22 protein-coding genes are annotated in these 24,644 nt (G+C 32.5%); 6 read left to right on the top strand and 16 right to left on the bottom strand.

The features are described 5' to 3' along the window. The first annotated feature begins 68 nt into the window (after positions 1-68). Positions 69-1,826, top strand: coding sequence for an aspartate--tRNA ligase (gene aspS, locus H277_RS0104980; RefSeq protein ID WP_019974483.1), 1,758 nt, complete (start codon positions 69-71; stop codon positions 1,824-1,826). Between the two features lie 259 nt (positions 1,827-2,085). Here the strand turns inward: aspS and H277_RS0104975 are convergent, their stop codons facing one another. From H277_RS0104975 to H277_RS0104955, 4 genes are all read right to left on the bottom strand, one after another. Further along, on the bottom strand, positions 2,086-2,679 hold the full coding sequence (locus H277_RS0104975; protein WP_019974482.1) for an RNA polymerase sigma factor: 594 nt from the start codon (positions 2,677-2,679) through the stop codon (positions 2,086-2,088). A gap of 471 nt (positions 2,680-3,150) precedes the next feature. Next, positions 3,151-4,155, bottom strand: a complete 1,005-nt coding sequence (gene gap / locus H277_RS0104965; protein ID WP_019974480.1) for a type I glyceraldehyde-3-phosphate dehydrogenase — start codon at positions 4,153-4,155, stop codon at positions 3,151-3,153. A gap of 37 nt (positions 4,156-4,192) precedes the next feature. Then, positions 4,193-5,176: a 6-phosphofructokinase gene (gene pfkA, locus H277_RS0104960; protein WP_019974479.1), complete on the bottom strand. Its 984-nt coding sequence runs from the start codon at positions 5,174-5,176 to the stop codon at positions 4,193-4,195. 72 nt (positions 5,177-5,248) lie between these two features. Further along, positions 5,249-5,902, bottom strand: a complete 654-nt coding sequence (locus tag H277_RS0104955; RefSeq protein WP_019974478.1) for a DUF4294 domain-containing protein — start codon at positions 5,900-5,902, stop codon at positions 5,249-5,251. 62 nt (positions 5,903-5,964) lie between these two features. Here H277_RS0104955 and H277_RS0104950 point away from each other — a divergent pair, with 62 nt between their 5' ends. Next, positions 5,965-7,056 (top strand): M42 family metallopeptidase, encoded by a 1,092-nt coding sequence (locus H277_RS0104950; protein WP_019974477.1) that lies wholly within the window; start codon positions 5,965-5,967, stop codon positions 7,054-7,056. A gap of 45 nt (positions 7,057-7,101) precedes the next feature. Here H277_RS0104950 and H277_RS20400 read toward each other — a convergent pair whose 3' ends face one another. Beyond that, positions 7,102-8,226: a response regulator transcription factor gene (locus tag H277_RS20400; RefSeq protein WP_019974476.1), complete on the bottom strand. Its 1,125-nt coding sequence runs from the start codon at positions 8,224-8,226 to the stop codon at positions 7,102-7,104. Between the two features lie 250 nt (positions 8,227-8,476). Between H277_RS20400 and H277_RS0104940 the strand changes: the two genes are divergently transcribed. Continuing rightward, positions 8,477-9,004, top strand: a complete 528-nt coding sequence (locus H277_RS0104940) for a hypothetical protein (protein ID WP_019974475.1) — start codon at positions 8,477-8,479, stop codon at positions 9,002-9,004. 27 nt (positions 9,005-9,031) lie between these two features. After that, positions 9,032-9,529, top strand: coding sequence for a hypothetical protein (locus tag H277_RS0104935; protein WP_146810452.1), 498 nt, complete (start codon positions 9,032-9,034; stop codon positions 9,527-9,529). A gap of 254 nt (positions 9,530-9,783) precedes the next feature. On the opposite strand, the gene H277_RS0104925 is transcribed toward H277_RS0104935, so the two are convergent. The 11 genes from H277_RS0104925 to H277_RS0104870 form a co-directional block, all read right to left on the bottom strand. After that, complete coding sequence (locus H277_RS0104925) at positions 9,784-10,833, bottom strand: acyltransferase family protein (RefSeq protein WP_019974472.1); 1,050 nt, start codon at positions 10,831-10,833, stop codon at positions 9,784-9,786. Next, on the bottom strand, positions 10,827-11,438 hold the full coding sequence (locus H277_RS0104920; protein ID WP_019974471.1) for an IMPACT family protein: 612 nt from the start codon (positions 11,436-11,438) through the stop codon (positions 10,827-10,829). Before H277_RS0104920 ends, H277_RS0104925 begins: the two co-directional genes overlap by 7 nt. Positions 11,439-11,545: 107 nt before the next feature. After that, complete coding sequence (gene ribD / locus H277_RS0104915; RefSeq protein ID WP_019974470.1) at positions 11,546-12,598, bottom strand: bifunctional diaminohydroxyphosphoribosylaminopyrimidine deaminase/5-amino-6-(5-phosphoribosylamino)uracil reductase RibD; 1,053 nt, start codon at positions 12,596-12,598, stop codon at positions 11,546-11,548. A gap of 9 nt (positions 12,599-12,607) precedes the next feature. Continuing rightward, complete coding sequence (locus H277_RS18655) at positions 12,608-14,470, bottom strand: DUF349 domain-containing protein (protein ID WP_019974469.1); 1,863 nt, start codon at positions 14,468-14,470, stop codon at positions 12,608-12,610. 54 nt (positions 14,471-14,524) lie between these two features. Beyond that, positions 14,525-15,262, bottom strand: a complete 738-nt coding sequence (locus H277_RS0104905; RefSeq protein ID WP_019974468.1) for a shikimate dehydrogenase family protein — start codon at positions 15,260-15,262, stop codon at positions 14,525-14,527. Then, a complete protein-coding gene (locus H277_RS0104900; RefSeq protein ID WP_019974467.1) occupies positions 15,259-15,936 on the bottom strand; it encodes a VTT domain-containing protein in 678 nt (225 codons plus the stop codon). The genes H277_RS0104905 and H277_RS0104900 overlap by 4 nt, the downstream gene beginning before the upstream one ends. 10 nt (positions 15,937-15,946) lie before the next feature. Further along, positions 15,947-17,257, bottom strand: coding sequence for a UDP-N-acetylglucosamine 1-carboxyvinyltransferase (murA, locus tag H277_RS0104895; RefSeq protein ID WP_019974466.1), 1,311 nt, complete (start codon positions 17,255-17,257; stop codon positions 15,947-15,949). A gap of 24 nt (positions 17,258-17,281) precedes the next feature. Next, positions 17,282-18,013: a DUF4290 domain-containing protein gene (locus tag H277_RS18650; protein WP_019974465.1), complete on the bottom strand. Its 732-nt coding sequence runs from the start codon at positions 18,011-18,013 to the stop codon at positions 17,282-17,284. Positions 18,014-18,315: 302 nt separating this feature from the next. Then, positions 18,316-19,530 (bottom strand): NAD(P)/FAD-dependent oxidoreductase, encoded by a 1,215-nt coding sequence (locus H277_RS0104880; protein WP_019974463.1) that lies wholly within the window; start codon positions 19,528-19,530, stop codon positions 18,316-18,318. Positions 19,531-19,613: 83 nt separating this feature from the next. Beyond that, positions 19,614-20,171 carry a hypothetical protein gene (locus H277_RS0104875; protein WP_019974462.1) on the bottom strand — a complete coding sequence of 186 codons (558 nt, stop codon included), beginning with the start codon at positions 20,169-20,171 and terminating at the stop codon, positions 19,614-19,616. Positions 20,172-20,252: 81 nt separating this feature from the next. Further along, positions 20,253-21,134, bottom strand: a complete 882-nt coding sequence (locus tag H277_RS0104870; protein WP_019974461.1) for a helix-turn-helix domain-containing protein — start codon at positions 21,132-21,134, stop codon at positions 20,253-20,255. 119 nt (positions 21,135-21,253) lie between these two features. On the opposite strand from H277_RS0104870, the gene H277_RS0104865 reads away from it, so the two are divergent. Further along, positions 21,254-22,669, top strand: a complete 1,416-nt coding sequence (locus H277_RS0104865) for an aldehyde dehydrogenase family protein (RefSeq protein ID WP_026357415.1) — start codon at positions 21,254-21,256, stop codon at positions 22,667-22,669. A gap of 23 nt (positions 22,670-22,692) precedes the next feature. Next, positions 22,693-24,246 carry a GMC family oxidoreductase gene (locus H277_RS0104860; RefSeq protein ID WP_019974459.1) on the top strand — a complete coding sequence of 518 codons (1,554 nt, stop codon included), beginning with the start codon at positions 22,693-22,695 and terminating at the stop codon, positions 24,244-24,246. Positions 24,247-24,644 lie beyond the last annotated feature (398 nt).

The raw sequence follows: 24,644 nt of genomic DNA, 5'->3' as shown, positions 1-24,644 counted from the left end.
CAAAAGAATGAGATAACTTCTTTATTTCACACCAAAACTTTACCTTTGCCCTATAAATTTGACGACAAATGTTTAGAACTCATACTTGTGGTGAACTAACACAAGCCAACATTAATGAAAAAGTTACGTTAAGCGGTTGGGTATCAACGTTACGTGATAAAGGTTTTATGATGTGGATCGATTTACGTGACCGTTATGGAATCACACAAATTATCTTAGACGAAGAACGCTCTTCCAAAGAATTATTTGAAACAGCTCGTCACTTAGGACGCGAGTTTGTTATTCAAGTTACAGGTACTGTGATTGAAAGAGCTTCAAAAAACCCAAATATTCCGACAGGAGATATCGAAATTTTAGCTGAAAACATCACTATCTTGAATGAATCAGCTTTACCTCCTTTTACTATCGAAGATAATACGGACGGGGGAGAAGATATTCGTATGAAATATCGTTATTTAGATATTCGTCGTAACCCGGTAAAAGAAAAATTAATCTTCCGTTCTAAAGTAGCGCAAGAGGTTCGTAAATATTTAGATGCACAAGAATTTGTAGAAGTTGAAACACCTGTTTTAATTAAATCTACTCCAGAAGGTGCACGTGATTTTGTGGTTCCATCTCGCATGAATCCGGGAGAATTCTATGCATTACCACAATCTCCTCAGACATTCAAACAATTGTTAATGGTAGGAGGATTAGATCGTTATTTCCAAATTGTAAAATGTTTCCGTGATGAAGATTTACGTGCGGATCGTCAACCAGAATTTACACAAATTGACTGTGAAATGTCGTTTGTTGAACAAGAGGATATCATGAATGTTTTCGAAGGTCTGGCAAAACATTTATTAAAAACATTCAAAGGATTAGATTTTGAACAATTTCCTCGAATGACATTTGCAGATGCAATGCGCCGTTATGGAAATGATAAACCGGATATCCGTTTCGGAATGGAATTCGGCGAAATTACTGATTTAGCAAAAGGTCATGATTTCAAAATATTTGATGAGCAAGAACTAATTGTAGGAATTGCTGCAGAGGGATGTAATTCTTATACGCGTAAGGAAATTGATAAATTAATTGAATGGGTACAACGTCCGCAAATCGGTGCAACTGGTTTGGTTTGGGTGCGTTGCAATGAAGATGGAACTTACAAATCTTCTGTGGATAAATTTTATTCTCAGGAAGATTTAGCGGCTTGGGCAGAACGTATGAATGCTAAGGCTGGAGATTTATTGTTAGTGATGTCTGGTAATACAAATAAGGTTCGTTCTCAATTGTCTGCTTTACGTATGGAAATTGCAGAACGTTTAGGATTACGTAATCCTGAAATTTTTGCTCCATTATGGGTTGTAGATTTCCCATTATTAGAATGGGATGACGAATCTGAGCGATACCATGCGATGCATCATCCGTTCACCTCTCCAAAACCTGAAGATATGGATTTGATTGATTCGAATCCCGGAGAAGTTCGTGCCAATGCTTATGATTTAGTGTTGAATGGAAATGAAATCGGAGGAGGTTCTATTCGTATTTTTGATAAAAATATTCAAGCAAGAATGTTCGAATTATTAGGATTTACACCTGAACAGGCAGAAGCACAATTTGGTTTCTTAATGAATGCATTCAAATATGGAGCCCCACCTCATGGAGGACTGGCATTCGGTTTTGATCGTTTTGTATCAATTTTAGATGGTTCTGAGACAATTCGTGATTACATTGCATTTCCGAAAAATAATTCAGGACGCGATGTGATGATTGATGCTCCGGCTCCGATTGATCAGACTCAAATGGATGAGTTATTTATAGCTTCTACTTTTACATCAAAATAATTTATAAGAAGAATCACATCATACAAAAAGGTCTAAAATGTTTAACATTTTAGACCTTTTTTATTGAAAATTCAAAACAAATTTAGTTCATATTTATGATAAAATCCTCATGTAATAGTGTTGACTTAATAAACCTAACTGATTTTGAAAAATATAATATTTTATCAATTGTAAATTGTTGTGGTTGTAAATTTTCAGAGTAAAATTCTATCATTTAAACTTATTTATTGTGAAAACGCTAAATAGATAAGTTTATTTTTTAATCGAATGTTAAAATAATGTTATTATTTTCAATTACTTTTCTAAGGTTAATAATGGCATAACGCATTCTTCCTAGTGCAGTGTTTATACTTACATCTGTTTCTTCTGCAATTTCTTTGAAACTTAATTCTTTAAAAATTCTTAACTCCAGAACTTCTCGTTGATCATCAGGCAATTGTGTCACAAGATTCCTTAAATCATGTTCAATTTGTGATTTAATAATTTTAGTCTCGGAACATTCGTCACAAATTCCGATAAAATCAAAAATATTAAAATCTTCGTTGTACCCAACTGTTTCACTGACAGTAGGCATTCTTTTGTTTGATCGAAAATAGTCAATAGTCAAATTGTGAGCAATACGCATAACCCAAGGCAAAAATTTGCCTTCTTCGTTATATCGTCCACCTTTCAGTGTAAGGATAACCTTGATAAAAGTATCCTGAAAAATATCTTCAGTTACATCTTTATCTAAGACTTTAGAGTATATAAAACTATAGATTCTTCCTTTGTATTTCTCTATCAATGTTTCTAAAGCATTTTCATTACCTCTTAAATAATCTTGGATTAATAAAGAGTCATCTTCATAGTTCATAATAGTAAATTGTTAATTATAAAGTAGAATTTAATCTATAGGCTGTGTTTTTTGTTTACCCAAATATAGTTAAACAAAAATTTGTTACAAGTATTTTAACATAAAAAATCTAAAAATTTTTTAAAAAGTTCTTAAAAAAATAAATAAATGTTAAATTTTATACTTATTAATAATATTAAATTAACATTACTACGAATTTTATAAATAGAAGAGATAAAGTTAAATTAATTCAAATGATAATTAATTTTTGAATTTAGTTTTGGATTTTTAACATGTGAGAGCGATTTAGAAAAAGCTAGTATTTTGTCAATTGTAGATTTTTTCGGCTCAATAATTTGTCTGTTTTTTCTCATCTTGAAGTGTTTTCAAGACCAAATCAAATATTAGTCCATAAAATATTAAAAAAGTATTAAAAAATAAAAGTCTTTCCATTTTGGAAAGACTTTTAAAATAAACGAAGTTATATTACGCTTAAATTTTTGCAATGTGTTGAACTAAGTCAACAACTTTATTTGAATAACCAATTTCGTTATCGTACCAAGCTACTAATTTAACAAAAGTAGGGTTTAACATAATACCAGCTTCAGCATCGAAGATACTTGTTCGTGTATCACCTACGAAATCTTGTGAAACAACAGCATCTTCTGTGTAACCCATAATTCCTTTCAATTCACCTTCAGCAGCATCGCGCATTACTTTTTTGATTTCATCATAGTTAGTTTCTTTAGCTAACTTCACTGTTAAATCAACAACAGAAACATCGACTGTTGGAACACGGAAAGACATTCCTGTTAATTTTCCATTCAACTCAGGAATGACTTTTCCAACCGCTTTAGCAGCTCCTGTTGAAGAAGGAATAATATTTACCATTGCACTTCTACCACCTCTCCAATCTTTCTTAGAAGGTCCGTCTACAGTTTTTTGTGTCGCAGTCGTTGCGTGAACTGTTGTCATTAAAGCTTCTACAATTCCGAATTTTTCGTGAATGACTTTTGCCAACGGAGCTAAACAGTTTGTTGTACAAGATGCATTAGAAACAATAGTATCTTCAGCTGTTACAGATTCGTGATTAACTCCCATTACAAACATTGGAGTATCATCTTTCGAAGGTCCTGTTAAAACAACTTTTTTAGCACCTGCTTCAATGTGTTTACCAGCAGTTTCTTTTGTTAAGAATAAACCTGTTGCTTCAATGATAATATCTGCTCCAACTTCATCCCATTTCAAATTCGCAGGATCCTTTTCTGCGGTAACTCTAATTTTTTGTCCATTGACAATTAAGTGTCCATCTTCTACTTTAATCTCTCCGTTAAATTTTCCATGAACAGAGTCATATTTTAGCATATAAGCTAGATAATCGACTTCTACTAAATCGTTAATACCTACGATTTCAATATCTTCTCTCTCAATAGCAACCCCAAATACAAGGCTACCAATTCTTCCGAATCCATTGATTCCAATTTTAATTTTTGACATAATATATATAATTTCCCTTTATATTTTAATTTTTGTTTTAGATAGCTAAAATATTAGCAACCTTTATTAATTCTGAATCGATTTCGTTGTGTTTTTTAATAGCTTCGTCTATAGGTGTAAAAACGACTTTGTTTGAACGAATTCCTGCCATTAAGTTTGTTTTTCCTTCTAATAAACCTTCCACAGCAGAAATACCTAAACGGCTAGCCAATACACGATCATGGCAAGATGGAGATCCTCCACGTTGAATATGACCTAAAACTGTTACACGAATATCATATTCAGGATGACGTTGTTGAACTTGCTTTGCCAATTCGAACACACCGCCTAATTTTTCGCCCTCGGCAACGACAACAATACTTGATTTTTTACCAGATTTCTCCGAACGTTCTAAAGAAGAACATAATTCTTCTACGCTGTCACGCTGTTCAGGAATTAAAATATCTTGAGCCCCTGAGGCGATACCGCTATTTAAAGCAATAAAACCGGCATCACGTCCCATTACTTCTACAAAGAATACACGGTCGTGAGAAGTTGCAGTGTCTCTTAATTTATCAATTGCTTCAACCACAGTATTTAAAGCTGTGTCATACCCAATTGTAAAATCTGTTCCAAAAATATCGTTGTCAATGGTTCCGGGAATTCCTATAAATGGAACGCCAAATTCTTTATGGAAGATATTTGCTCCAGTAAACGAACCGTCACCACCGATAACCACTAATGCATCGATTTTATTTTCTTTTAGATGGTTGTAAGCTTTTTGACGTCCTTCAGGGGTTCTGAATTCCGAAGAACGAGCTGTTTTAAGAATTGTACCGCCTTGATTTATAATGTTTTTTACTGAACGAGGACCAAGCTCTATCATATCATTATTGATCAAGCCTTCGTAACCTTGACGAATTCCGACTGATTGTATATCGTAGTACTTACAAGCTCTAACTACGGCGCGTAAGGCCGCATTCATTCCCGGTGCATCACCTCCGGAGGTTAATACACCAATTCTTTTTATATTATTTCCCACGTTTTTCCCTTTATTAAATCAAATATAATAAAAAAACAGGATATTATTATAAGAGGTAGGATTAAAGATAGATTAATCTTCGTCAATAGGTTTTAATGTTCCATCGGCAAAGTCCCGCTGAAGAATAACTGCAATATACAAATCTTCTCGGGTGCGTTTTGGATCAAAAGTTTGTTTCAGGTCTATATTAAATGCACCACTTGCAGCTTGATAAAGAAAAGCATTTAGTCCGCCTCGAAGTTCTTTAATAATATCGTATGTTGTTTTATCAGTTTCTTTATAAATCAATTTCGTTAAAATTTGACCACGAGAGCTGGACATATTTTTCAATTGATTTTCAAACTGATCTGCTAATTCTTTTTGACGAGATTTTATAAAACGTTTTTTGTCACGTCTTTTATCCATATATTGAATGGTATCCGAGACATAGTTGTACTCTCTTACTGCAGTTCGGACATAAGGCCAAACATCACGTACTCGCTTTCTCAACCATAAATAATATTTTTTTTCTAAATCAGATTTTAAGTGAACAGCATAAAAATTCGATTCATTTAGATGGATGGTATCTAACGGATTGAAAGATAGTTCGTCTATATCTATTGAATCATTTTTAATTTCTTGAGAAGGATTTTTACCGCCTAAATCCAAACCAAAGATTTGGGCTTTTAGATTTGACAAACCAAGTAATGAGAGAATTAAAGTGATATGATAGATGTAATATTTCATGTTCGAATATGCTCAAAAATTGTTCCTAAAATTAGTACATTTGTTAGATAAATAAACTAAAAATGAGTACAAATAATTTGTTTGATCAACAATCGTTGGATTTTTTGACGAACTATTTAAATACAGCTTCGCCAACAGGTTTTGAAAGCGAAGGGCAAAAAGTCTGGATGGATTACATCAAACCATACGTAGATGAAGTAAAGACAGATAATTATGGATCTGCTTACGGCGTGATTAATCCTGATGCAAAATATAAAGTTGTCATAGAAGCACATGCAGATGAGATTTCGTGGTTTGTAAATTATATTTCAGAAGATGGGTTAATTTATGTCATTAGAAATGGAGGTTCAGATCATATGATAGCACCTTCTAAAGTTGTAAATATTCATACAAAAAAAGGAATTGTAAAAGGCGTTTTTGGCTGGCCTGCAATTCATTTGCGTCAAGCTGGAAAAGACGAAGCTCCAACACCGGATAAAATTTGGATTGATACAGGCTGCACCTCTAAAGAAGAAGTCCTAGAGCTTGGAATCCATGTAGGCTGTGTGATTACATATCCTGATGAATTTTTTACATTGAATGATCGCTATTTTGTTTGCCGGGCAATTGACAATAGAATGGGAGGGTTTATGATTGCTGAAGTGGCACGTAAACTTGCAGAAAATAAAGATCAGTTAGATTTTGGGTTATATGTTGTGAACGCTGTACAGGAAGAAGTAGGGTTGCGCGGAGCGGAAATGATTACGCAAACAATCAAACCAAATGTAGCAATTATTACAGATGTAACGCATGATACAACCACACCTATGATTACAAAATCAAAAGAAGGAGAACAAAAATGTGGAGATGGACCGGTTGTTTATTATGCGCCCGCTGTACAGAATAATGTCCGTGAGCTGATTATAGAGACGGCTGAAAAAAATAATATTCCTTTCCAAAGAGCGGCAAGTTCTCGTGTTACAGGAACAGATACAGATGCTTTTGCGTATAGTAATGGAGGGGTTCCTTCTGCTTTAATATCATTACCTTTGCGTTATATGCATACGACAGTGGAGATGGTTCATCAATCTGATGTGAAAAATGTAATCGAATTGATTTACGAATCGGTTAAATCCATCAAAAATGACCAGAGTTTTAAATATCATAACGTTTAGAATATTGAAAAGTTAATTATAAGCCGCTGTAAAGCGGCTTATTTTTTATAAAGAATTTCGATTATCAATTCCTAATGTATTGTAAATAATTTTTAAATGATATTTGACTGTGTTTTCTGATATATAAAGTTGGGTTGCAATTTCTTTGTTTGTAAGTCCTTTTTTTACCAGGTCTATAATTTCTAATTGTCTATCAGATAATTGATAATTACTTAGCGTTATTTCTTTATCATTTACTTTATTCATCAAATCCGATAATTTAGCTCGAATTCGGTTATTTTCATTTTCTACAAGTTTTCTTTTTTCTTGATTTGTTTTGTATAATTTAAACAAAACAAGCAGTAAAATAATAAATATAACAGAAGTTGTTCCTAAAAAGAATTTGATGTTTTTTTGATTTCTAAGTTCTAAATCGTTTCGTTTGTTAAGAATTTCTCTTTCTAAACTTTGAATTTTTCCACTTTGATTTCCGGCGTCATAATCCGTAGCCAGTTGATTTACAATGATTCGGGTTTTGTATGCCTTTTCCCAGTTTTCATTTTGTGCATAATGCCAAGTAAGCGATTCGTACATATTCAACGTATAGAGTCTCATTTGGTATTTTTTAGCATAAAAAATACCTTTGTCAAAAGCGTTAATTGCTTTGTCACTCTCCTTTGTATCGGTATAAAAATGAAGTAATTTTCGGTATATATTTGGTAAATGCTTCGGCGATTTCTTTTCCAGGATTTTTACCGCTTCAAAAAGAGTAGTTTCGGCTTTGTCATAATTTTTATTCATTATTTCAATCGTAGCTAAGACAGAAATAAAAAAAGAATGCGTTTCAGCATCTAAATATTTTAGATTTTCTTGATTCACATTTTTTATAAATTTATTTACATTTTCAAATCGTAAATAATCATATTCTATAAAAACTCTTTCAACTAAAATTCTTATTTCTATTTCATTTTTATGATGTTTATCCTTTATGCCATATTTTTCAGCAACATTCAAATTTATTTCTGCTTCGGGATAATTCAATAAAGTTTTATAAGTAAGATATTTTAATAAATAGGCATTGTATAAATCATAATTCGTTGCTTTGGGATGATGAATTATTTCATCAAGTTTAAGAATCGATTGATTATAATTTCCAATTTCATTATTCTTGGCAATCTCATTCTTTAACATTTCGGAATTTATAACATTACAAACTCCTATTTGTGTAAATAGAATTAAAAAGAAAATGAATAAGTATTTTTTGGATAAACTCATTTTTTTATTGATTATCAATTTGTTAACATTACTACCCATAGGTAGTAATTGATAAACTACCCTTTAACTATACTTGCAAAAATAGGCTTTTTAACATGGAATTATAAAATTTGCCTAAGAATTAATCTTAATTTTTATACAGATTATTAATCAATTAAATCATCCCATGAAATCATTTTTTACTTTATCATTAGTGCTGTTGTCTATTTGTAATTATGCTCAAAAATTAGATTACAAAACATTAAAATCTTTTATAGGAAATAGAGTAGTAGAATTGGAAGAATATTATGGAATACAATCATCTTCCATTGAAGATAATTTTGGAAATCAAAAAGTATCTTATTCCGATATAGAGATAGCTCCTTATGAAATTAATATGGTCGTTGAAACTGAAGGAAAAAACATAAAAAAAATTACTGTAATTAATTCTAAGAATAGAACGAGTTTCTTTCAAAACTTTGCGGAAGAAATACAACTAGCTTCTCCGGTTAAGAAAAACTATAAAACATATTATATTTCTTTGGTTAAGAATTCTACTAAGAAGAAAATGTACCAAGAATCAATAAATCAATTGGTAGAATTATTGAAAAAACCAACAACTGATCTTTCTCAAAATCATGGACTTTTAGAAGCCAATTCACTCAATGCTACAATTACTATAGATCATACATCATGTATTTTGACAATAAACTAAATTATATAATTAAAAATTAAATTAACAATGAAAAACATTTTTATTCTTGGTTTAAGCCTTATGGCTTCTGTTTCTTTTGGACAGGTAGATAAAATCTACAAACATTCTGGGGAAATTGTTGAAGGACAGATAAAAAGAGTTGGAGAATTTACAGTAGAATTTACATACGATGGGGAAGACGCGATACAGTCTCTTAGTCGTTATTCTGTCAATAAAGTATTTTACGGAAAAAGCACTCGTATTGAAGATGTCTCTGATAAGATTGAAATTACAGACGATAAGGATTGGCATAAGGTTGTTATTTTAGAAGATAAATCTTTAGTAGCAGGCTTAAAAAAAGGAGATGATTTAAAGTCTAAAACCGGAATGATAAATTTTAGAACAGGAAATGGAAAAGACGAACGTGCTGAAAAAGTACTTAAACAGCAAGCTGCCGAAGTAAGATGTCCGTTTATCTTACTACTATCTGATAAAATGACAGGAAAATCAGCAAAGAAGACAGGTAGCTGTTACAAGTACCAATAAAAGTGGATTACACTATTTAAACTATATAATGTACTATTAATTATTTGATGGATAAGTCGCGATAATTATTGCGGCTTATTTTGTTTATGAAAATGAAAAAAGAAATAGTGTTTTCAAAAAAAAGAAAAAGAACTACAAATTTTGGTTCAAAAAAAATAAGCTATCTAGATATATTGATTGTAGTCGTAATTAGTATTGTTACAATCTCGTTGATAATAAATTATTTAAATTGATTATAGCCAAAAAACTCTATACTACTTACTTTTCTCTTTTATCCATTTTGCGACAGGTTTTTCAAAATATTCAAAAGTTAAAGCGCTTAGGATTAATGCAACAATAAAATAGATTCCAATTTTAGTAAAATCGTTAATAGGAGGCAGATATTGATTGCCATATTTGATTACAATCATATGAATCATATAAAAGGCAAAGCTGATTTCACCTAAATAGACAAGGCTTTTGTGTTGAAGTAGTCGAGAGAAAAATCCTTTTTGTAAAGCGAAAACTAAAACGATTCCAACCATTGGTACCCAATAATAAATTCCATAACGAAAAGCTCTTGCGATGTCATGGTGAAAATAAAAAAATAGAATTAAGAGGAGAATCGCTGATAATTCCATGAACGTTCCTTTCGAAAAATTGATATTCGAATCTTTGATTTTTTTGTAAAATTGACAAGTTATAATGCCTAAAATAAAATCTAAACTTCTTACGAATGGATTAATATAGAAAATAGCTTTTTCAAGTTTCAGATTTGTTCTGAAATAGGGTTCTGCAAAAATGATAATTGGAATGGCTGCTAATAAAATATAGTTCAGTTTTGGAAATTTATAAAGCCAAATAACATAAAAAGGAAACATGAGATAGAAGAATAATTCGGTAGAAATACTCCACGAAACGTTATTAATAGAAAAATAAAAATCTTTTATTGGAACATAAGATTGAAGTAAAAATAAATTTGAAGCAACAATATCCCAATGAAAATAGCCTTGCCAGACATGAAGCAAAATAAAAGGCATCATAATACAGAATGTAAGGACATGCAACGGGTAAATTCGAGCAATTCGAGCAATATAAAATTTCTTTTTATCAAAGTTTGGTTGTGCTAGAATTTTATGTTCATAGTTCAAGGCCAAAACAAATCCACTCAAAATAAAAAAGAATCCAACTCCAAGATACCCCTCAAAAAAAACATTGTTTTTCAACCAATTGTACCAAGCTAAATCTGTTTTTACAAATGTTAAATGACTTAAGAAAACGGAAAAAGCGAAGAAAAAACGTAAAGAAGTTAAGCTATTTAGCATTTATCCATAATTTTAATTTCCATTTGGTAATATTCATCAAACATGTGTATAAACTCCTCCAGTTTACTTTCGCGGACCGAGATTGTAAACATGCATTTATCCGTAAAATGTTTGTCTTTAATTTCACCATTCATACGATCTACATTCCGTTCAACAATTCCTTGTTGGTCGTAATTAAAAATCATTCTTACGCGTTTTGAAACAAACTTCTCAATAATTTTTGCTTCTTCTAATACAAGTTGTGCACCATACTTATAGGCTTTTACCAAACCGGGAATCCCCAATTTAGTCCCCCCAAAATAACGCACTGAAACAATTAAAATATTTGTTATTTCGCTTGAGAGAATTTGATTATAGATTGGTAAACCAGCAGATCCACTTGGTTCTCCATCGTCATTTGCACGATGATTTTTACCATCAATTCCAAGCGCGTAGGCATAACAATGATGATTAGCATCCGGATAAATTTCGCGTAATTGTTCCAAGTAGATTTTAATATCTTCTTCGGTTTCAATCGGATAAGCAAAATTAATAAATTTGCTGCCCAATTCTTTGAAAATTACATCTTCTACAGGTTTCTCGATTGTACGATAATTGTCCGTCATGTTGTATTGAAAAGTACCGCAAAGATAGTTTAAATAGTAGTTTTAAGAAAAAGGTTTTTAGATTTAGAAAAAATATGAAAATGATAAAATAAAAAAGAACCTTAAATTTAAGGTTCTTCAGGTTCTATTCTATTTTCGAAGATGTTTAATTCATCGTTTAAAAAGCGATGTTTTGCGATACGGGTTCCTCTCAGGCGAGGCGCTAAAATCCCTTCATTCCAAATTGTATCCGAACTCAAAATTCTTGCTTCATCCCATAAATTTACATCGATAAAATGCTGAATCGTATCACTTCCGCCTTCCACAATCAGGGATTGAATACTATTTTCATATAAATATTGCATGACCTGGGGAAGTATTTTCTGTGTAAAGTCTAATTGGATCAGACTTAAATTTTCTTCGACAACATGTTCAAGCGAATTGAATATGATGGTCGGTTGTGATTGATCAAACAAATGAAAACTTCTTGGAATGGCTAAATTTTTATCAATGGCTATTCTCACCGGATTATGCCCTGTCCATAATCTCGAATTGAGTTGAGGATTATCAATCAAAGACGTATTTTTTCCAACTAAAATCGCTTGTTCTTCCGTTCGCCATTTATGCACCAATTGTTTTGTGTATTGGTTTGTAATCCACAACTGTACATCATCACGCCCCATGTAACCGTCTTCTGTTTGTGCCCATTTCAGGATAATATACGGACGTTTTTTCTGGTGAAAAGTGATAAATCGTTTATTCAGTTCAAGGCATTCTTTTTCTAAAATACCTAAGGTAACATCAACGCCGTTTTTTAATAAACGCAAATAACCTTGGCCATTTACTTTTGCAAAAGGATCTAAAGTTCCGATGACTACTTTTGGAATTTCGTTTTTAATAATCAGGTCAGCACAAGGCGGTGTTTTCCCATGATGTGAACAAGGTTCCAATGTAACATACAAGGTACTTTCTTTTAATAGTTCAGGATTTTTAACAGCATTTATGGCGTTCACTTCAGCATGTGGACCACCATATTCAGATGTAAACCCTTCTCCAATAATTTGGTTGTTATGTACAATTACAGAACCAACAAACGGATTAGGATACGTTGTTCCTAACCCGTTTGCAGCAATTTGTATACAACGAGCCATATAATGCTCATCGATAGATTGTTGTGTCATGTTTAAAAATTATGCATTAAAATCAATATTGAATAATGTTTTCAATTTGATTTCTGCTTCAGTTAATTTTTTACGTTTTTCGTCAATTTGTCTGTAAACATCTTTCAACAAAGGACTGTTTTTATCCGCATTCGAAAAGAAATGTACGTTATTATCCAATTGATTGATTTCTTTTTCTAAATCTTCAATTGCTTTACGTGTTTTTCTAATTTCATCGTCTAATAAATTTCCATTATTACCGGATTTTACTTTATTGACAAAAGATTGTAGCTTATAGTCGTTCAGCTCATTTTTAGAAAGATTCAAAGCATCTAGCTTTTTGTGGTAAACATCTGTAAATTCTTGGTTAATTGATGTTTTGTCAGACGGTACTTTTCCTAAATTGGTCCAACTGTTTTGAATTTCTTCCAATTGCTTTAACGCTTCTTCTTTGTCTTCGGAAATTGTCTGATTTTTGAAATTTTCTAAGAAAGCTTGTTTGTTTACAAAATTCTGTTCAAATTTTTCATTCGCTTGTTCGTGTCGTTTTTTATAACGGTCGAAGAATTGATTACATGTATCTTTAAATTCTTTCCAGATTTTATCAGAATTTTTTCTAGGTACATGGCCTATTTTTTTCCAATCATTTTGGATTTTTTTAATCACTTGAACCGATTTATTCCAATCAGTACTATCTGTGTGTTGCTTTGCAATTTCAAGTAATGCCAATTTCTTTTCAAGATTCACCTGTTGTTCAGATTTTAAATCTTTATAGAAATCATTTTTAATATGATTGAATTCTCTTGTAACTTCCTTAAAAGCTTCCCACGTAGCAGAATTTTTTTCTTTCGGAACACGTCCTAACGTGATAAATTGTTCGCGTAATGTATTGACTTCTTTGATTGCTTTTTGCCAGTCGCTATGTAATTTGTTCGTTGAATTAGACGCTATTTCTTTGATACGAGCTATTATTTGATTTTTCTTCTCTAAATTATCTTTTTGCTCTTGTTTTATTTTTTCATTCAATTCTCCTTTACGGTCGTGAATTTTATTGGTTAATTCTTTAAACTTTAACCATGTTGGTTCACGTAAATCTTCTTGTACAGGAACAGCTTCTTCTTTCCACAAGCGGTGAAGATATTGTAATTCGTTCAATGCTTTTTGTACATTATTTTCTTGTACTAATTCTTCTGCACGTTTGATGATTGAATAACGAACTTCTAGATTATGAGCATAATCAAGTGTTTGCAATTCTTTGTTCATGTCCAAATAAGTGTAGAAATTGTCCAGATGAAAGAAGTAATTTTTGAAAATATTTTCCGCATTTTTACTTGGAACTCTTCCCGCATTATGCCAACGCGTTTTCAATTCACGGAATTTTTTGAACATTGCGGCTGATGAATCACTTGGTTCTTGATACAACGCTTTTAGCTCGTCAATAATTTCTGAGCGCTCTTTCAGGTTATCAGATTCCTTTTTTTCGTTTTCCTTATGAAAAATGGCCAGTTGATTTTTGAAATCATTGTAAACAGCATTAAATTTAGCACGAAAAGAAGTTTCGTATTTAAAATCTAATTCATCACCACCATCATTCAAAAAAGCTTCTTTTTTAGCAGCTTCGTCTTCCTCTAATTTAGTTTTGAATGCTTCACGGATTTGATTAAAATGTTCGCGAATATCCTGAACATCATATTTGCTCAAAAGATTTTTTGCTTCATTTATCAATACATCAAAACTAAATGTCTCGTAATCTTTGAAAGAAATATCATTTATTTTTTCTTGATTCGATGACTCTTCTGTTTTGTATGTTTCCGTGTTAGAGTCGTTTGTGGGTGCAGATTTAGGTAATTGTTCTCCATCTGCATTTTGCAGGTTATCCATTTCAGTATTCATAAGAAAATAAGTTTTGTTTCTCAAATCTAATAAAATTTGAGGACAATATCAAGTCTATTTAGTGAGATTGTTCCAAATTTTCCAAGCTTTTTCAGCCTGTAAAACCAACATTTCGTGACCGTTTTTTATTTTGGCTCCATGATTTTGACCATTTTCTAGAAATTTCGTCAAAGGTGGATTGTAAATTAAGTCGTACAATAAATGTCTTTCGTTGGTAAATTGGTAGGGAAGTAGTGGAGCGTTTTCTATATTTGGAAAGGTACCAACCGGTGAGCAGTTTACAATAATTTGATGCTCATTCAAGATTTTTTCATTCAGTTCATCGTAGGTCAAATGATGCTCCATTTTTGTTCTCGACACAATTTTATACTCAATTTTCAGCAAATCAAGAATATAATAAACGGCTTTTGCAGCACCTCCATTTCCAAGAACCAATGCTTTTTTGTGATCCGGTGTTAAAAGCGGTTCTAATGAATGATGAAAGCCATAGCAATCTGTATTGTGTCCGATCCTCTTTCCATCTTTAATCAATACAGTATTTACTGCACCAATTGCTTTTGCTTCATCAGATAATTCGTCTAAAAACGGTATAATTTCTTGTTTGTATGGAATGGTGACATTAAAGCCTACCAAATCTTTCGTTTTGAATATATTTTCTATTTCATCAATATGCTTTAAATCAAAAACATTGTAGACAGCGTCCACAATGTTTTCGTTTTTAAATTTTTCAGCAAAATAAGATTTCGAAAATGAATAAGAAATATTTCTTCCGATTAATCCAAATTGTCTCATTCTTCTGTTTTGTTTTTATTAAATTGAGCTTTTACTATTCGAATAATCAATGGCATGTTGGCCAATAAAATTATTCCGAAAATGAATTTTTCTAAATTATTTTTTACTACATCAAATTGGCCTAATGTATGTCCCAATAATGAAATAGCACCAACCCAAAGCACCGCACCGATAAAACTATAGGTAATAAACGTTTTGTAGTTTAAATTGGTAACACCACAAATAAATGGAATAATGGTACGAACAACAGGCATAAAACGAGCAATGATAATTGCTTTTTTTCCATGCTCTTCAAAGAATTCTGTTGCTTTTTCGATGTGTTTCTTTTTGAGAAACCAGGAATCTTTTCGTCCTAAGATCCATCCGCCGAATTTGCGACCAACATAATAATTTACATTATCACCAAGAATCGCTGCAACCATTAACAAAGGAATAATGTATTCGATATGTAAATGGTTTTGTTCATCACTTGCAGCAATCATTCCAACCGAAAAAATTAAGGCATCTCCGGGTAAAAAAGGCATCAGAAATGACATGATGATTAAACCTGTTTCTGCAAAAATAATCAAGAATAAAATGGCATATATCCAATAGCCATATGTATTGATGATGTCCATTAATACCTTATCCGGACGTTGAACAAAATTGGTGATAAATTCAATAATAGATTGCATGTTGTTTTGTTTAAGCTCTTATAATATCAGCGCCTATTGCACGCAAACGTACATCGATGTCTTCGTATCCGCGATCAATTTGATCAATGTTATGGATAACAGTTTTGCCTTTCGCAGAAAGGGCAGCAATTAACAAAGACATACCGGCACGAATATCCGGAGAAGTCAGTTCTGCTCCTTTTAACGGTGTTTCGTGGTTAAGACCAATTACAGTTGCACGATGAGGGTCGCATAAAATAATTTGTGCGCCCATTTCAATTAGTTTATCAACGAAGAATAAACGAGATTCAAACATTTTTTGGTGAATTAATACACTTCCTTTTGCTTGTGTGGCAATGACTAAAATAATAGATAATAAATCAGGAGTGAATCCCGGCCAAGGCGCATCAGAAATAGTCAGAATTGAGCCGTCAATAAAACGTTCAATCTCATAATTTTCCTGAGCAGGAATATAAATATCGTCGTTAACTTTTTCTAATTTGATTCCCAATTTTCTAAAAACATCCGGAATGACACCTAAGTTTTCCCATGAAACATTTTTGATGGTCAATTCAGATTTTGTCATTGCAGCTAAACCGATCCATGATCCAATTTCGATCATATCCGGTAAACAAGTATGTTCTGTTCCGTCTAATTTTTCCACACCTTCTATGGTTAAAAGGTTAGAAGATATTCCGGAAATTTTAGCGCCCATACGATTCAACATTTTGCATAATTGTTGAATATATGGTTCGCAGGCTGCATTATAAATGGTTGTTGTTCCTTTTGCTAAAACAGCTGCCATAATGATATTGGCAGTACCGGTTACAGAAGCTTCTTCCAATAACATGTAAGAACCTTGTAATCCGTTTTCGTCCACTTCTACACCGTAGAAATCCTCATCAGGATTGAAACGGTATTTTGCTCCTAAGGCAAAAAATCCTTCGAAGTGTGTATCCAGACGACGGCGTCCAATTTTATCTCCTCCTGGTTTTGGCATGAAAGCTTCCCCGAAACGAGCTAAAAGAGGTCCCATTAACATGATTGATCCACGTAAGGCAGCACCGTCTTTGCGAAATTGTTTTCCTTTTAAATAATCTAATCGTAATTCGTCGGCTTGGAAAGTGAAATCTCCTTTTCCATTTTTTTGTGTTTTAACGCCTAAATCTCCTAAAATCTCAATCAAACGATTGACGTCACGGATATCCGGAATATTTTTAACACGAACTTGTTCATTGGTTAATAAAACCGCACATAAAATTTGTAGTACTTCATTTTTTGCACCTTGCGGAGTAATTTCTCCTTTCAAAGGTTTCCCTCCCTTTATTTGAAATGTAGCCATTTAGTTGTATTAAATAGTTTTGATTTAACCTTTATTGTTTCGGTTGTTTTGGTTTCGGTTGTTATTATTTTGATTCGTTCGATTATTCGAATTTTGGTTGTTGTTTCGGTTATTTTGGTTTCGGTTGTTGTTATTTTGATGATTTCTGTTATTTTGGTGACTTCTATTGTTTTGATTGTTGCTTGAATGGGTGTTATTGTTATTCAAACGTTCAGGAGAAACCAATTGGTCATCCACTTTTCTTAAGTCAATTTTTCCATCAGATAATTCATACAAATGATTGAAGATGACCTGATCATCAACTGTATCTTTGTTCCAAAGTAAGTAACATTTTTTCATGTGATTTGCAATTGCAAAGTACAATCCTTCACGTTTCTCACCCTCTTCCCATGTTACTGCAACATCAATCATTTTTCGAATATTATTCCCATAATATCGGTATTTGTAAATGCTTTGCGGATAGTCAACTTTATTCGGCTTACTATTTACAGTATCTTTTTGGGTTGGAATAGGATAAGGGGATTTTACATCCAAATCAAATTCTGCCATTATAAAAAGCTGATCCCAAAGTTTGTGTTGAAAATCCGGTACATCGCGCAAGTGAGGATTTAATTCGCCCATTACTTCAATTATAATTTCTGCGAACCCATTGCGTTCTGTTTCATCTGTTATTGTTTTACAATGATTTACCATTTCTTGAATATGTCGTCCATATTCAGGAATAATCAATTGCGTACGAAGTGTATTATATTCCATTAAATTTTCTAATGTATTGGTTACAAATTTACAAAATTCTATCCGATTATTTGGATAGATCAGGTGTATTGATTGCTAATTTTTTATTAAATTATTAGGCAACAAAAACAGCTGTAATCGGATGAGGATAAACCTTTATTAAAATTCCCAAAACCTGAATTGTAAAAAAGTAGACATTTTTTTGATACAGAGGGAAATTAAGATAAAAATCTTTTGATTGTGAACAAATATAGTATTTTCTTTTTATACCACGCAATTTCCTTTTTCGATGATTTTTTATGCAAATTGATTCAGGTTATATTTTATCTTCTTGCACGGTCAAAACCAAATGTTTTTAAACGATTATCTTTTTGATTTAAAATAATATTTTTCAAAACTTGGGCGGCGACCATAGAAAAGGTAATTCCATTTCCGCCATAACCTAATGCAAATAATGTACGGTCTCCTTGTTTCCAAGGTCCGATATAAGGTAAACCATCATTTGTAGAGCTGAATGTTCCACACCATGCCATTTCGGTTTTAAATTCAATTTCCGGATACAGATTTTTGAATTTTTTTTCTAAAATTTGAATTTTTTGACGAAGTAAATCATCTCTTTTTTCAGGATTCTGAAAGTCTTCGTCTTCACCGCCTACGATAAGACGGTTGTCATTGGTTGTGCGCATATACAGATATGGTTCTGCCGTTTCCCAGATGAGACTTCGATGAGGCCAAACCATTTTCTTGTCAACCGGAGCTGAGATGATCGCATAGGTAGACAGTAAATTCATTACTTTTTCAGGAAGAAACTGTCCGGCTTCAAAGCCGGTTGCAACTATCACATATTTGCATGTAACCGTATAACCATGTTCTGTTAGTAATTCGCATCCATGTTTATTTTCCTGAATTTTTTCGACTTTGGTATGCGTGTATATTTCAAGTTGATGTGTTTCTTGATGATATTTTAATAAATTTATAGCCGCTTTGTAGGCATCCATCTGGGCTGAAGTATCATTTTGTAATGCTGCAATTCCATCTATATTTTGATAGGCTTTCAATTCTTGTGCATTCAGATAGGTTACCGGTAACCCCACTTCGGTTCTGATTGCATATTCTTTATCCAGCAATTCGACACCTGCTTTATTACTTGCTAACAAGATGGTTGGTACTCGTTTGAAATCTGCATCAATGTTTGTTTTTTTGAAAATATTTTCAAGATCTGTGATGGCTTGTAAGCAATTGAAGTAGGCGTCAATAGCAAGTTCTTCAGGAACAAGTTTAACCAATTCAGATAAAGGTGTATCAATTTCATATTGAAGTTGAGCAGTACTGGCTGCAGAGCTTCCTGTTGCAATGGTACGTTTATCAATCAATGCACATGGAATTCCGGCTTCACATAATTCGTGAGCAACTAAAGCCCCGGTAATACCTGAACCAATAATGGCGACATCAATTTTATGATTTTTTCGAAGTGGATTATATGCATCATAAAATTCATTTTTTACAATCCAATAAGGTAAACCCGAATGTAAATCCATATTTATTTGTGTTTACATGATTGATTAAAGTTAGGTGAAAATTGAATCAAAAAATAATTATATTTTGAGAAGATGGAATTAAATTATTTTTTTTCAAAGTATTCAATATACGATAATGTTGTTTTTTCAGTCTGAATAATATCCAATAAAATAATTTTTAAAACCTCTTTCTTGTTTTTATCTGTTTCATTCAGATTTGAGTATACAAATTGCCCTAAATAGTCACTTTTTGTTTTTAAAATATCTTTTTGTTCTTCAATATCGGTTAAAGTTGTTACTTTTTTGTAATCAATGAGTTCTATTTTTGAATTAGAAAGCGTCTTCCATGCGTTTGTTTTAATGGTTGCAATATGAATTCCTTTCGATTTTTTTAGTAAGATATCTGCAATGTCAATTTTTTTGTCGTCAGTATAAAAATCGAGAGAATCAATTAATAATTTTTGAAGAGGAATAATCTCATTGATATTTTTTTTGGTTTCATCCAATTCGCTATGGATGGATAAAAATGCTTGGTTGATATATTGATTGTCTTTTCTGTTTTCGTTCCAATTGTCAATAAATAGCGCAATTAATATTCCTGCAATAACAGGTAGCATTTCTTTGATGAACGGAAAAATGAATTTTTTGATGTATTGTTTCATTTAGAAAAATTTCTTGATTTTTTTGTGAATTTAAAAAGAAAACTGTTAGACGGTTTATTCATATTGTCAGATTTTATTCAATTAATTATGGTTCAATTGTTTAATTTTTCCGGGGGTTACAGCAAAAACTTCTTTAAATTTTCGGTTAAAATGTTCAACATTATTAAAACCGCATCTATAGCTGATTTCAGAAATTGTAAGGTTGTGTTGATTAGATGATAATATTGAATACGCATATTCCAATCTTTTATGGATAATAAAATGATTGGGAGAGCAGCCAAAATTTTCTTTAAATTTTAAAAATAATTTCGATTCGCTCATACACGCTAACTTTGCCAATTCTTCAATTTTAATCTTTGATTTAAAATTTGAATGAATGTAATTAATGACGTCAAAAAGAGGATTGTTTTGAGAAATAGACTGGTCAATTAGCAATTTTCTTGCCTTTGATTGTAAGATGAGGTAGGTCAGTTCTTTCATCTTTAATTGAAAAATATAATCCAACCGATTGACCTTTTCTTTTAAAGAAGTACGATCATTTAATAAATTAAAAAAACTATTGATGAGTAGATCTTCTTCAGACACAAAATAGTTTAAGATTTCATTTTCGTCTACACCAATCACATCTAACCAATCTTTGTTTTGAATGGAAGTCAACTCGTCATAAAACTCGGTCACAAAATTTTCGTCAATCGATAAAATAGCACATTTTAAAGGTCTTTCCCGAGACGCTGTTTCAACATCTACGGTCAATGTTTGTTTCTTTTCTGGGATTAATATTTTTTTTGTGCCAAATTCAAAACTTTCATTCTTCCATTTTATATGTTTTTCTCCTTGCAGCATCATGGAAATTGAAGGGCTGTCAAAATTAAAATCAAGTCCTTTAAAAGGAACATTTGTTTCATATAAGCATATTTCACCATAGGGTATGCTGTACACTGTTTTATGTTCTATTTTTTCCATTTGGCGAGTTTTGTTTTATGAGATTGTAGAATAAATCAATCATTTTACAGGATAGGTCAATTTATTTCAATTAAATATTTCAAAATTTGAATAATTGAAATTAATAAAAATAACTCATGATGAAAAAATATTCTTATATAATTAATGGTGTACAAAAAACATCAAATCAATTAGCGGAAGTAAAAAATCCCGCGAATGGCGAAACAATAGGTTCTTATTACGTGTCGACAATAGATGATGTTGAGGAAGCAGTTGATACGGCAAAGAAAGCGCAAATTAAATGGAGGCTCTTATCACAAGAAGAAAGAGATCATTACATGTTGAAAATAGCGGATGTTTTAACAGAAAATAAGGCGTACCTGGCAGAATTAATTACAAAAGAGCAGGGAAAACCTTTGAATGGTCCAGGGTCTAATTTTGAGATGGATGCCTGCATCGGATGGACACAGGTGCCTGCTTCTCTTCAATTAGAAGATGAATTAATTTTTGAAGATGAGACGAGAAAAGATATTTTAAAGAGAGTTCCGATTGGAGTAGTTGCAGCAATAACACCATGGAATTGGCCATTGATGATTGCGATTTGGCAAATTATTCCCTCTTTAAAAATGGGAAACACAGTAGTAATCAAACCTTCCGAATATACCACGATTGCATCTTTGGAAATGTTTAGATTGATTAATACTGTCTTGCCGGAAGGTGTATTGAACTGCGTGACAGGAGATGGTAAAATAGGAGCTCATCTTACATCTCACAAGATGATTGGAAAAATTATGTTTACCGGTTCTATTACAACAGGAAAAAGAATTATTGAAGCTTCAACACATAATATGGCTCGATTAACATTGGAATGCGGAGGAAATGATGCGGGAATTGTATTGCCAAATACTGATTTTGATCAAATTGCTGAAGGCTTATTTTGGGGAAGTTTCTTGAATATGGGGCAAACTTGTGCCGCTTTAAAACGTTTGTATGTGCATGAAGACGATTTGGATGCTGCAGTTCATGTCTTAACTGAGGTAACAAAAAAGTTTAAAATGGGAGATGGATTAAATGAAGAAAGTTTATTAGGTCCGATCCAAAATAAAATGCAATTTGATAAAGTAAATGATTTGATTGCGACAGTACAGAATAACCCTCATGCTAACCTTTATATTCCGATAGCGGATGTTCCAACCGAAGGTTATTTTATTCCGATTACTTATGTGACAGGAGTGAAGAACGGAGATCCTATAGTGGACGAAGAACAGTTTGGTCCGGTTTTACCAATCATTACATATCAAACGATAGAGGAAGCAATTGAAAAAGCAAATGCGTTGGAAATTGGTTTAGGAGCTTCTGTTTGGGGAACTGATTCGGATCAATTAGAAGAAATTGCTTTACAATTGGAAGCAGGTACAGTTTGGCAGAATCAGCATGGTGCAATTCATCCGTTTGTTCCTTTTGGAGGGGTAAAACAGTCTGGCTATGGCGTTGAGTTTGGAATTGAAGGACTTAAAGCTGTTACACTACCGAAAGTAATTAGTTACAAAAAATAATAACATTAAAAAACCACATAAAAATGAATAATACATACGATTATATTGTGATTGGAGCCGGTTCTGCAGGAGCAGTAGTGGCTTCCCGCTTAGCTGAAAATCCGAATATTCATGTTTTGCTTTTAGAAGCAGGACCTTCTGATTTAGCAGATGAAATACAGTCGCCTGCCAAATGGCCTTTGATTTGGAATACAACACGTGATTGGGCTTACCATACTGTACCACAGGAAAATGCAGGAAACACAACTAAATATTGGCCTCGTGGTAAAACCCTAGGAGGATCCAGTGCAATCAACGGAATGATTTACATTCGTGGAGCTAAAGAAGATTATGATCATTGGGCGTACAAAGGATGTTATGGTTGGGATTATGAAAGTGTATTACCTTATTTCAAAAAATCGGAAACGTATGAGCTAGGAGCGGATGAAGTGCATGGAGGAGAAGGTCCTATGGCTGTGACTAAAATTAAAGAACCTAATCCTATTTCAATTGCGGCTATTAAAGGATGTAAAGAATTGGGGTATCCAACAACGGATGATTTTAATAAAACGATTTGGGGGGCAGGATTAAATGATTTATCTGTTACAAAAGATGGTATTCGCTGTTCAACAGCAGCGGCTTTTTTAACACCATATTTAGGTAAGGAGAATTTAACTGTTCTTACAGAAGCAACAGTTTCTAAATTGCTTATAAAAGATAAAACGTGTGTAGGAGTAGAGTTTGAAAAAGGAGGAGAATTGGTTCAGGCAAAAGTCAGACACGAAGTAGTATTATCTGCCGGAACTATTGGTTCGGCACAAATTTTAATGCTTTCCGGAATTGGGGATCAGGAAGAATTAAGAGAAGTTGGAATCCATGTTGTTCATCATTTACCGGGCGTAGGAAAAAATTTACAAGATCATTTGTTGTGCAGTGTTATTTTTGAAGCAAAACAGGAAATCGTTCCACCAAAAGCAAATTTATTGGAAGCACAGATTTTTTGGAAAAGCAGACCTGAATTGACTGTACCCGATATGCAGCCTTTATTTATGGCACTACCTTATTACGCACCTGGTTTTGAGGGGCCTGAAAATGCTTTTACATTTTGTGCCGGAATTATTCGACCAGTATCGAAGGGCTTCATTAAATTAAAATCGAATGATCCAAAAGATTCTCCGTTAATAGATCCGAACTATTTGGCAGAACAGGCTGATATAGATGCTTTATACGAAGCAGTACAACTTTGTCGAAAACTGGGATATACTGATGCGTTGAAAGATTGGATGAAAGAAGAAATATATCCGGGAAAAGATAAAACAAAAGAAGAAGTACTTGCTTATATTCGAAAAGCATCCAGTACGTATCATCATATGACAGGAACTTGTAAAATGGGAATTGATAAGACGGCGGTTGTCGATCCTGAGCTACGGGTTTATGGCATTGAAGGTTTAAGGGTTGCCGATGCCTCAATTATGCCAGATGTTCCTTCCGGGAATACAAATGCACCTGCTATTATGGTAGGAGAAAAAGCTGCTGATATGATTAAAACGGCATATAAACTGAAAAGTCAATCAGTAGAACAAGCCTTGACTGTTTAATCAAAATTTCAAATGATAAAATTCCCTAACCTCTTCAAAATTGAGGTTAGGGAATTTGTTTATTGTGATTGTATGAAAATTTTATTTTAAACTCTTAGAAAACAATTACGGTAATTATTAATAAGAGTTGCGGTGTATAATTTACCACTGTTGTTTCTTAAATAAATGCTTGACATGATAAAAGTTGTGTTTTTTATTTATTTTTCTTTTAACATTTTGTTTAGATTTGTAATCATTTTTTACTGATCTAGAAAATATGATAAATCATCTACTCCTGAATATTCTGACTTTGTTTAACAATAAGAATAGATTTTCTGAATATATTCAGGTTATACCTTCCAACTTTAAGAGCGTTTCTGTAACTAAAATCAAACTATACAGAACTTTTCCACTTGAAA

The organism is Empedobacter brevis NBRC 14943 = ATCC 43319 (genome assembly GCF_000382425.1).
GTDB classification, from domain to species: Bacteria; Bacteroidota; Bacteroidia; order Flavobacteriales; family Weeksellaceae; genus Empedobacter; species Empedobacter brevis.
Note: the sequence above shows the minus strand (reverse complement) of the source record. Positions and strands in the feature narration are given on the sequence as shown.

What these genes read in the sequence shown, in the direction of transcription:
- aspS (WP_019974483.1), top strand. Translation starts at nt 69, where the DNA reads ATGTTTAGAACTCATACTTGTGGTGAACTAACACAAGCCAACATTAAT.
- H277_RS0104975 (WP_019974482.1), bottom strand. Translation starts at nt 2,679, where the DNA reads ATGAACTATGAAGATGACTCTTTATTAATCCAAGATTATTTAAGAGGT.
- gap (WP_019974480.1), bottom strand. Translation starts at nt 4,155, where the DNA reads ATGTCAAAAATTAAAATTGGAATCAATGGATTCGGAAGAATTGGTAGC.
- H277_RS0104955 (WP_019974478.1), bottom strand. Translation starts at nt 5,902, where the DNA reads ATGAAATATTACATCTATCATATCACTTTAATTCTCTCATTACTTGGT.
- H277_RS0104950 (WP_019974477.1), top strand. Translation starts at nt 5,965, where the DNA reads ATGAGTACAAATAATTTGTTTGATCAACAATCGTTGGATTTTTTGACG.
- H277_RS20400 (WP_019974476.1), bottom strand. Translation starts at nt 8,226, where the DNA reads ATGTTAAAGAATGAGATTGCCAAGAATAATGAAATTGGAAATTATAAT.
- H277_RS0104940 (WP_019974475.1), top strand. Translation starts at nt 8,477, where the DNA reads ATGAAATCATTTTTTACTTTATCATTAGTGCTGTTGTCTATTTGTAAT.
- H277_RS0104935 (WP_146810452.1), top strand. Translation starts at nt 9,032, where the DNA reads ATGAAAAACATTTTTATTCTTGGTTTAAGCCTTATGGCTTCTGTTTCT.
- H277_RS0104925 (WP_019974472.1), bottom strand. Translation starts at nt 10,833, where the DNA reads ATGCTAAATAGCTTAACTTCTTTACGTTTTTTCTTCGCTTTTTCCGTT.
- H277_RS0104920 (WP_019974471.1), bottom strand. Translation starts at nt 11,438, where the DNA reads ATGACGGACAATTATCGTACAATCGAGAAACCTGTAGAAGATGTAATT.
- ribD (WP_019974470.1), bottom strand. Translation starts at nt 12,598, where the DNA reads ATGACACAACAATCTATCGATGAGCATTATATGGCTCGTTGTATACAA.
- H277_RS18655 (WP_019974469.1), bottom strand. Translation starts at nt 14,470, where the DNA reads ATGAATACTGAAATGGATAACCTGCAAAATGCAGATGGAGAACAATTA.
- H277_RS0104905 (WP_019974468.1), bottom strand. Translation starts at nt 15,262, where the DNA reads ATGAGACAATTTGGATTAATCGGAAGAAATATTTCTTATTCATTTTCG.
- H277_RS0104900 (WP_019974467.1), bottom strand. Translation starts at nt 15,936, where the DNA reads ATGCAATCTATTATTGAATTTATCACCAATTTTGTTCAACGTCCGGAT.
- murA (WP_019974466.1), bottom strand. Translation starts at nt 17,257, where the DNA reads ATGGCTACATTTCAAATAAAGGGAGGGAAACCTTTGAAAGGAGAAATT.
- H277_RS18650 (WP_019974465.1), bottom strand. Translation starts at nt 18,013, where the DNA reads ATGGAATATAATACACTTCGTACGCAATTGATTATTCCTGAATATGGA.
- H277_RS0104880 (WP_019974463.1), bottom strand. Translation starts at nt 19,530, where the DNA reads ATGGATTTACATTCGGGTTTACCTTATTGGATTGTAAAAAATGAATTT.
- H277_RS0104875 (WP_019974462.1), bottom strand. Translation starts at nt 20,171, where the DNA reads ATGAAACAATACATCAAAAAATTCATTTTTCCGTTCATCAAAGAAATG.
- H277_RS0104870 (WP_019974461.1), bottom strand. Translation starts at nt 21,134, where the DNA reads ATGGAAAAAATAGAACATAAAACAGTGTACAGCATACCCTATGGTGAA.
- H277_RS0104865 (WP_026357415.1), top strand. Translation starts at nt 21,254, where the DNA reads ATGAAAAAATATTCTTATATAATTAATGGTGTACAAAAAACATCAAAT.
- H277_RS0104860 (WP_019974459.1), top strand. Translation starts at nt 22,693, where the DNA reads ATGAATAATACATACGATTATATTGTGATTGGAGCCGGTTCTGCAGGA.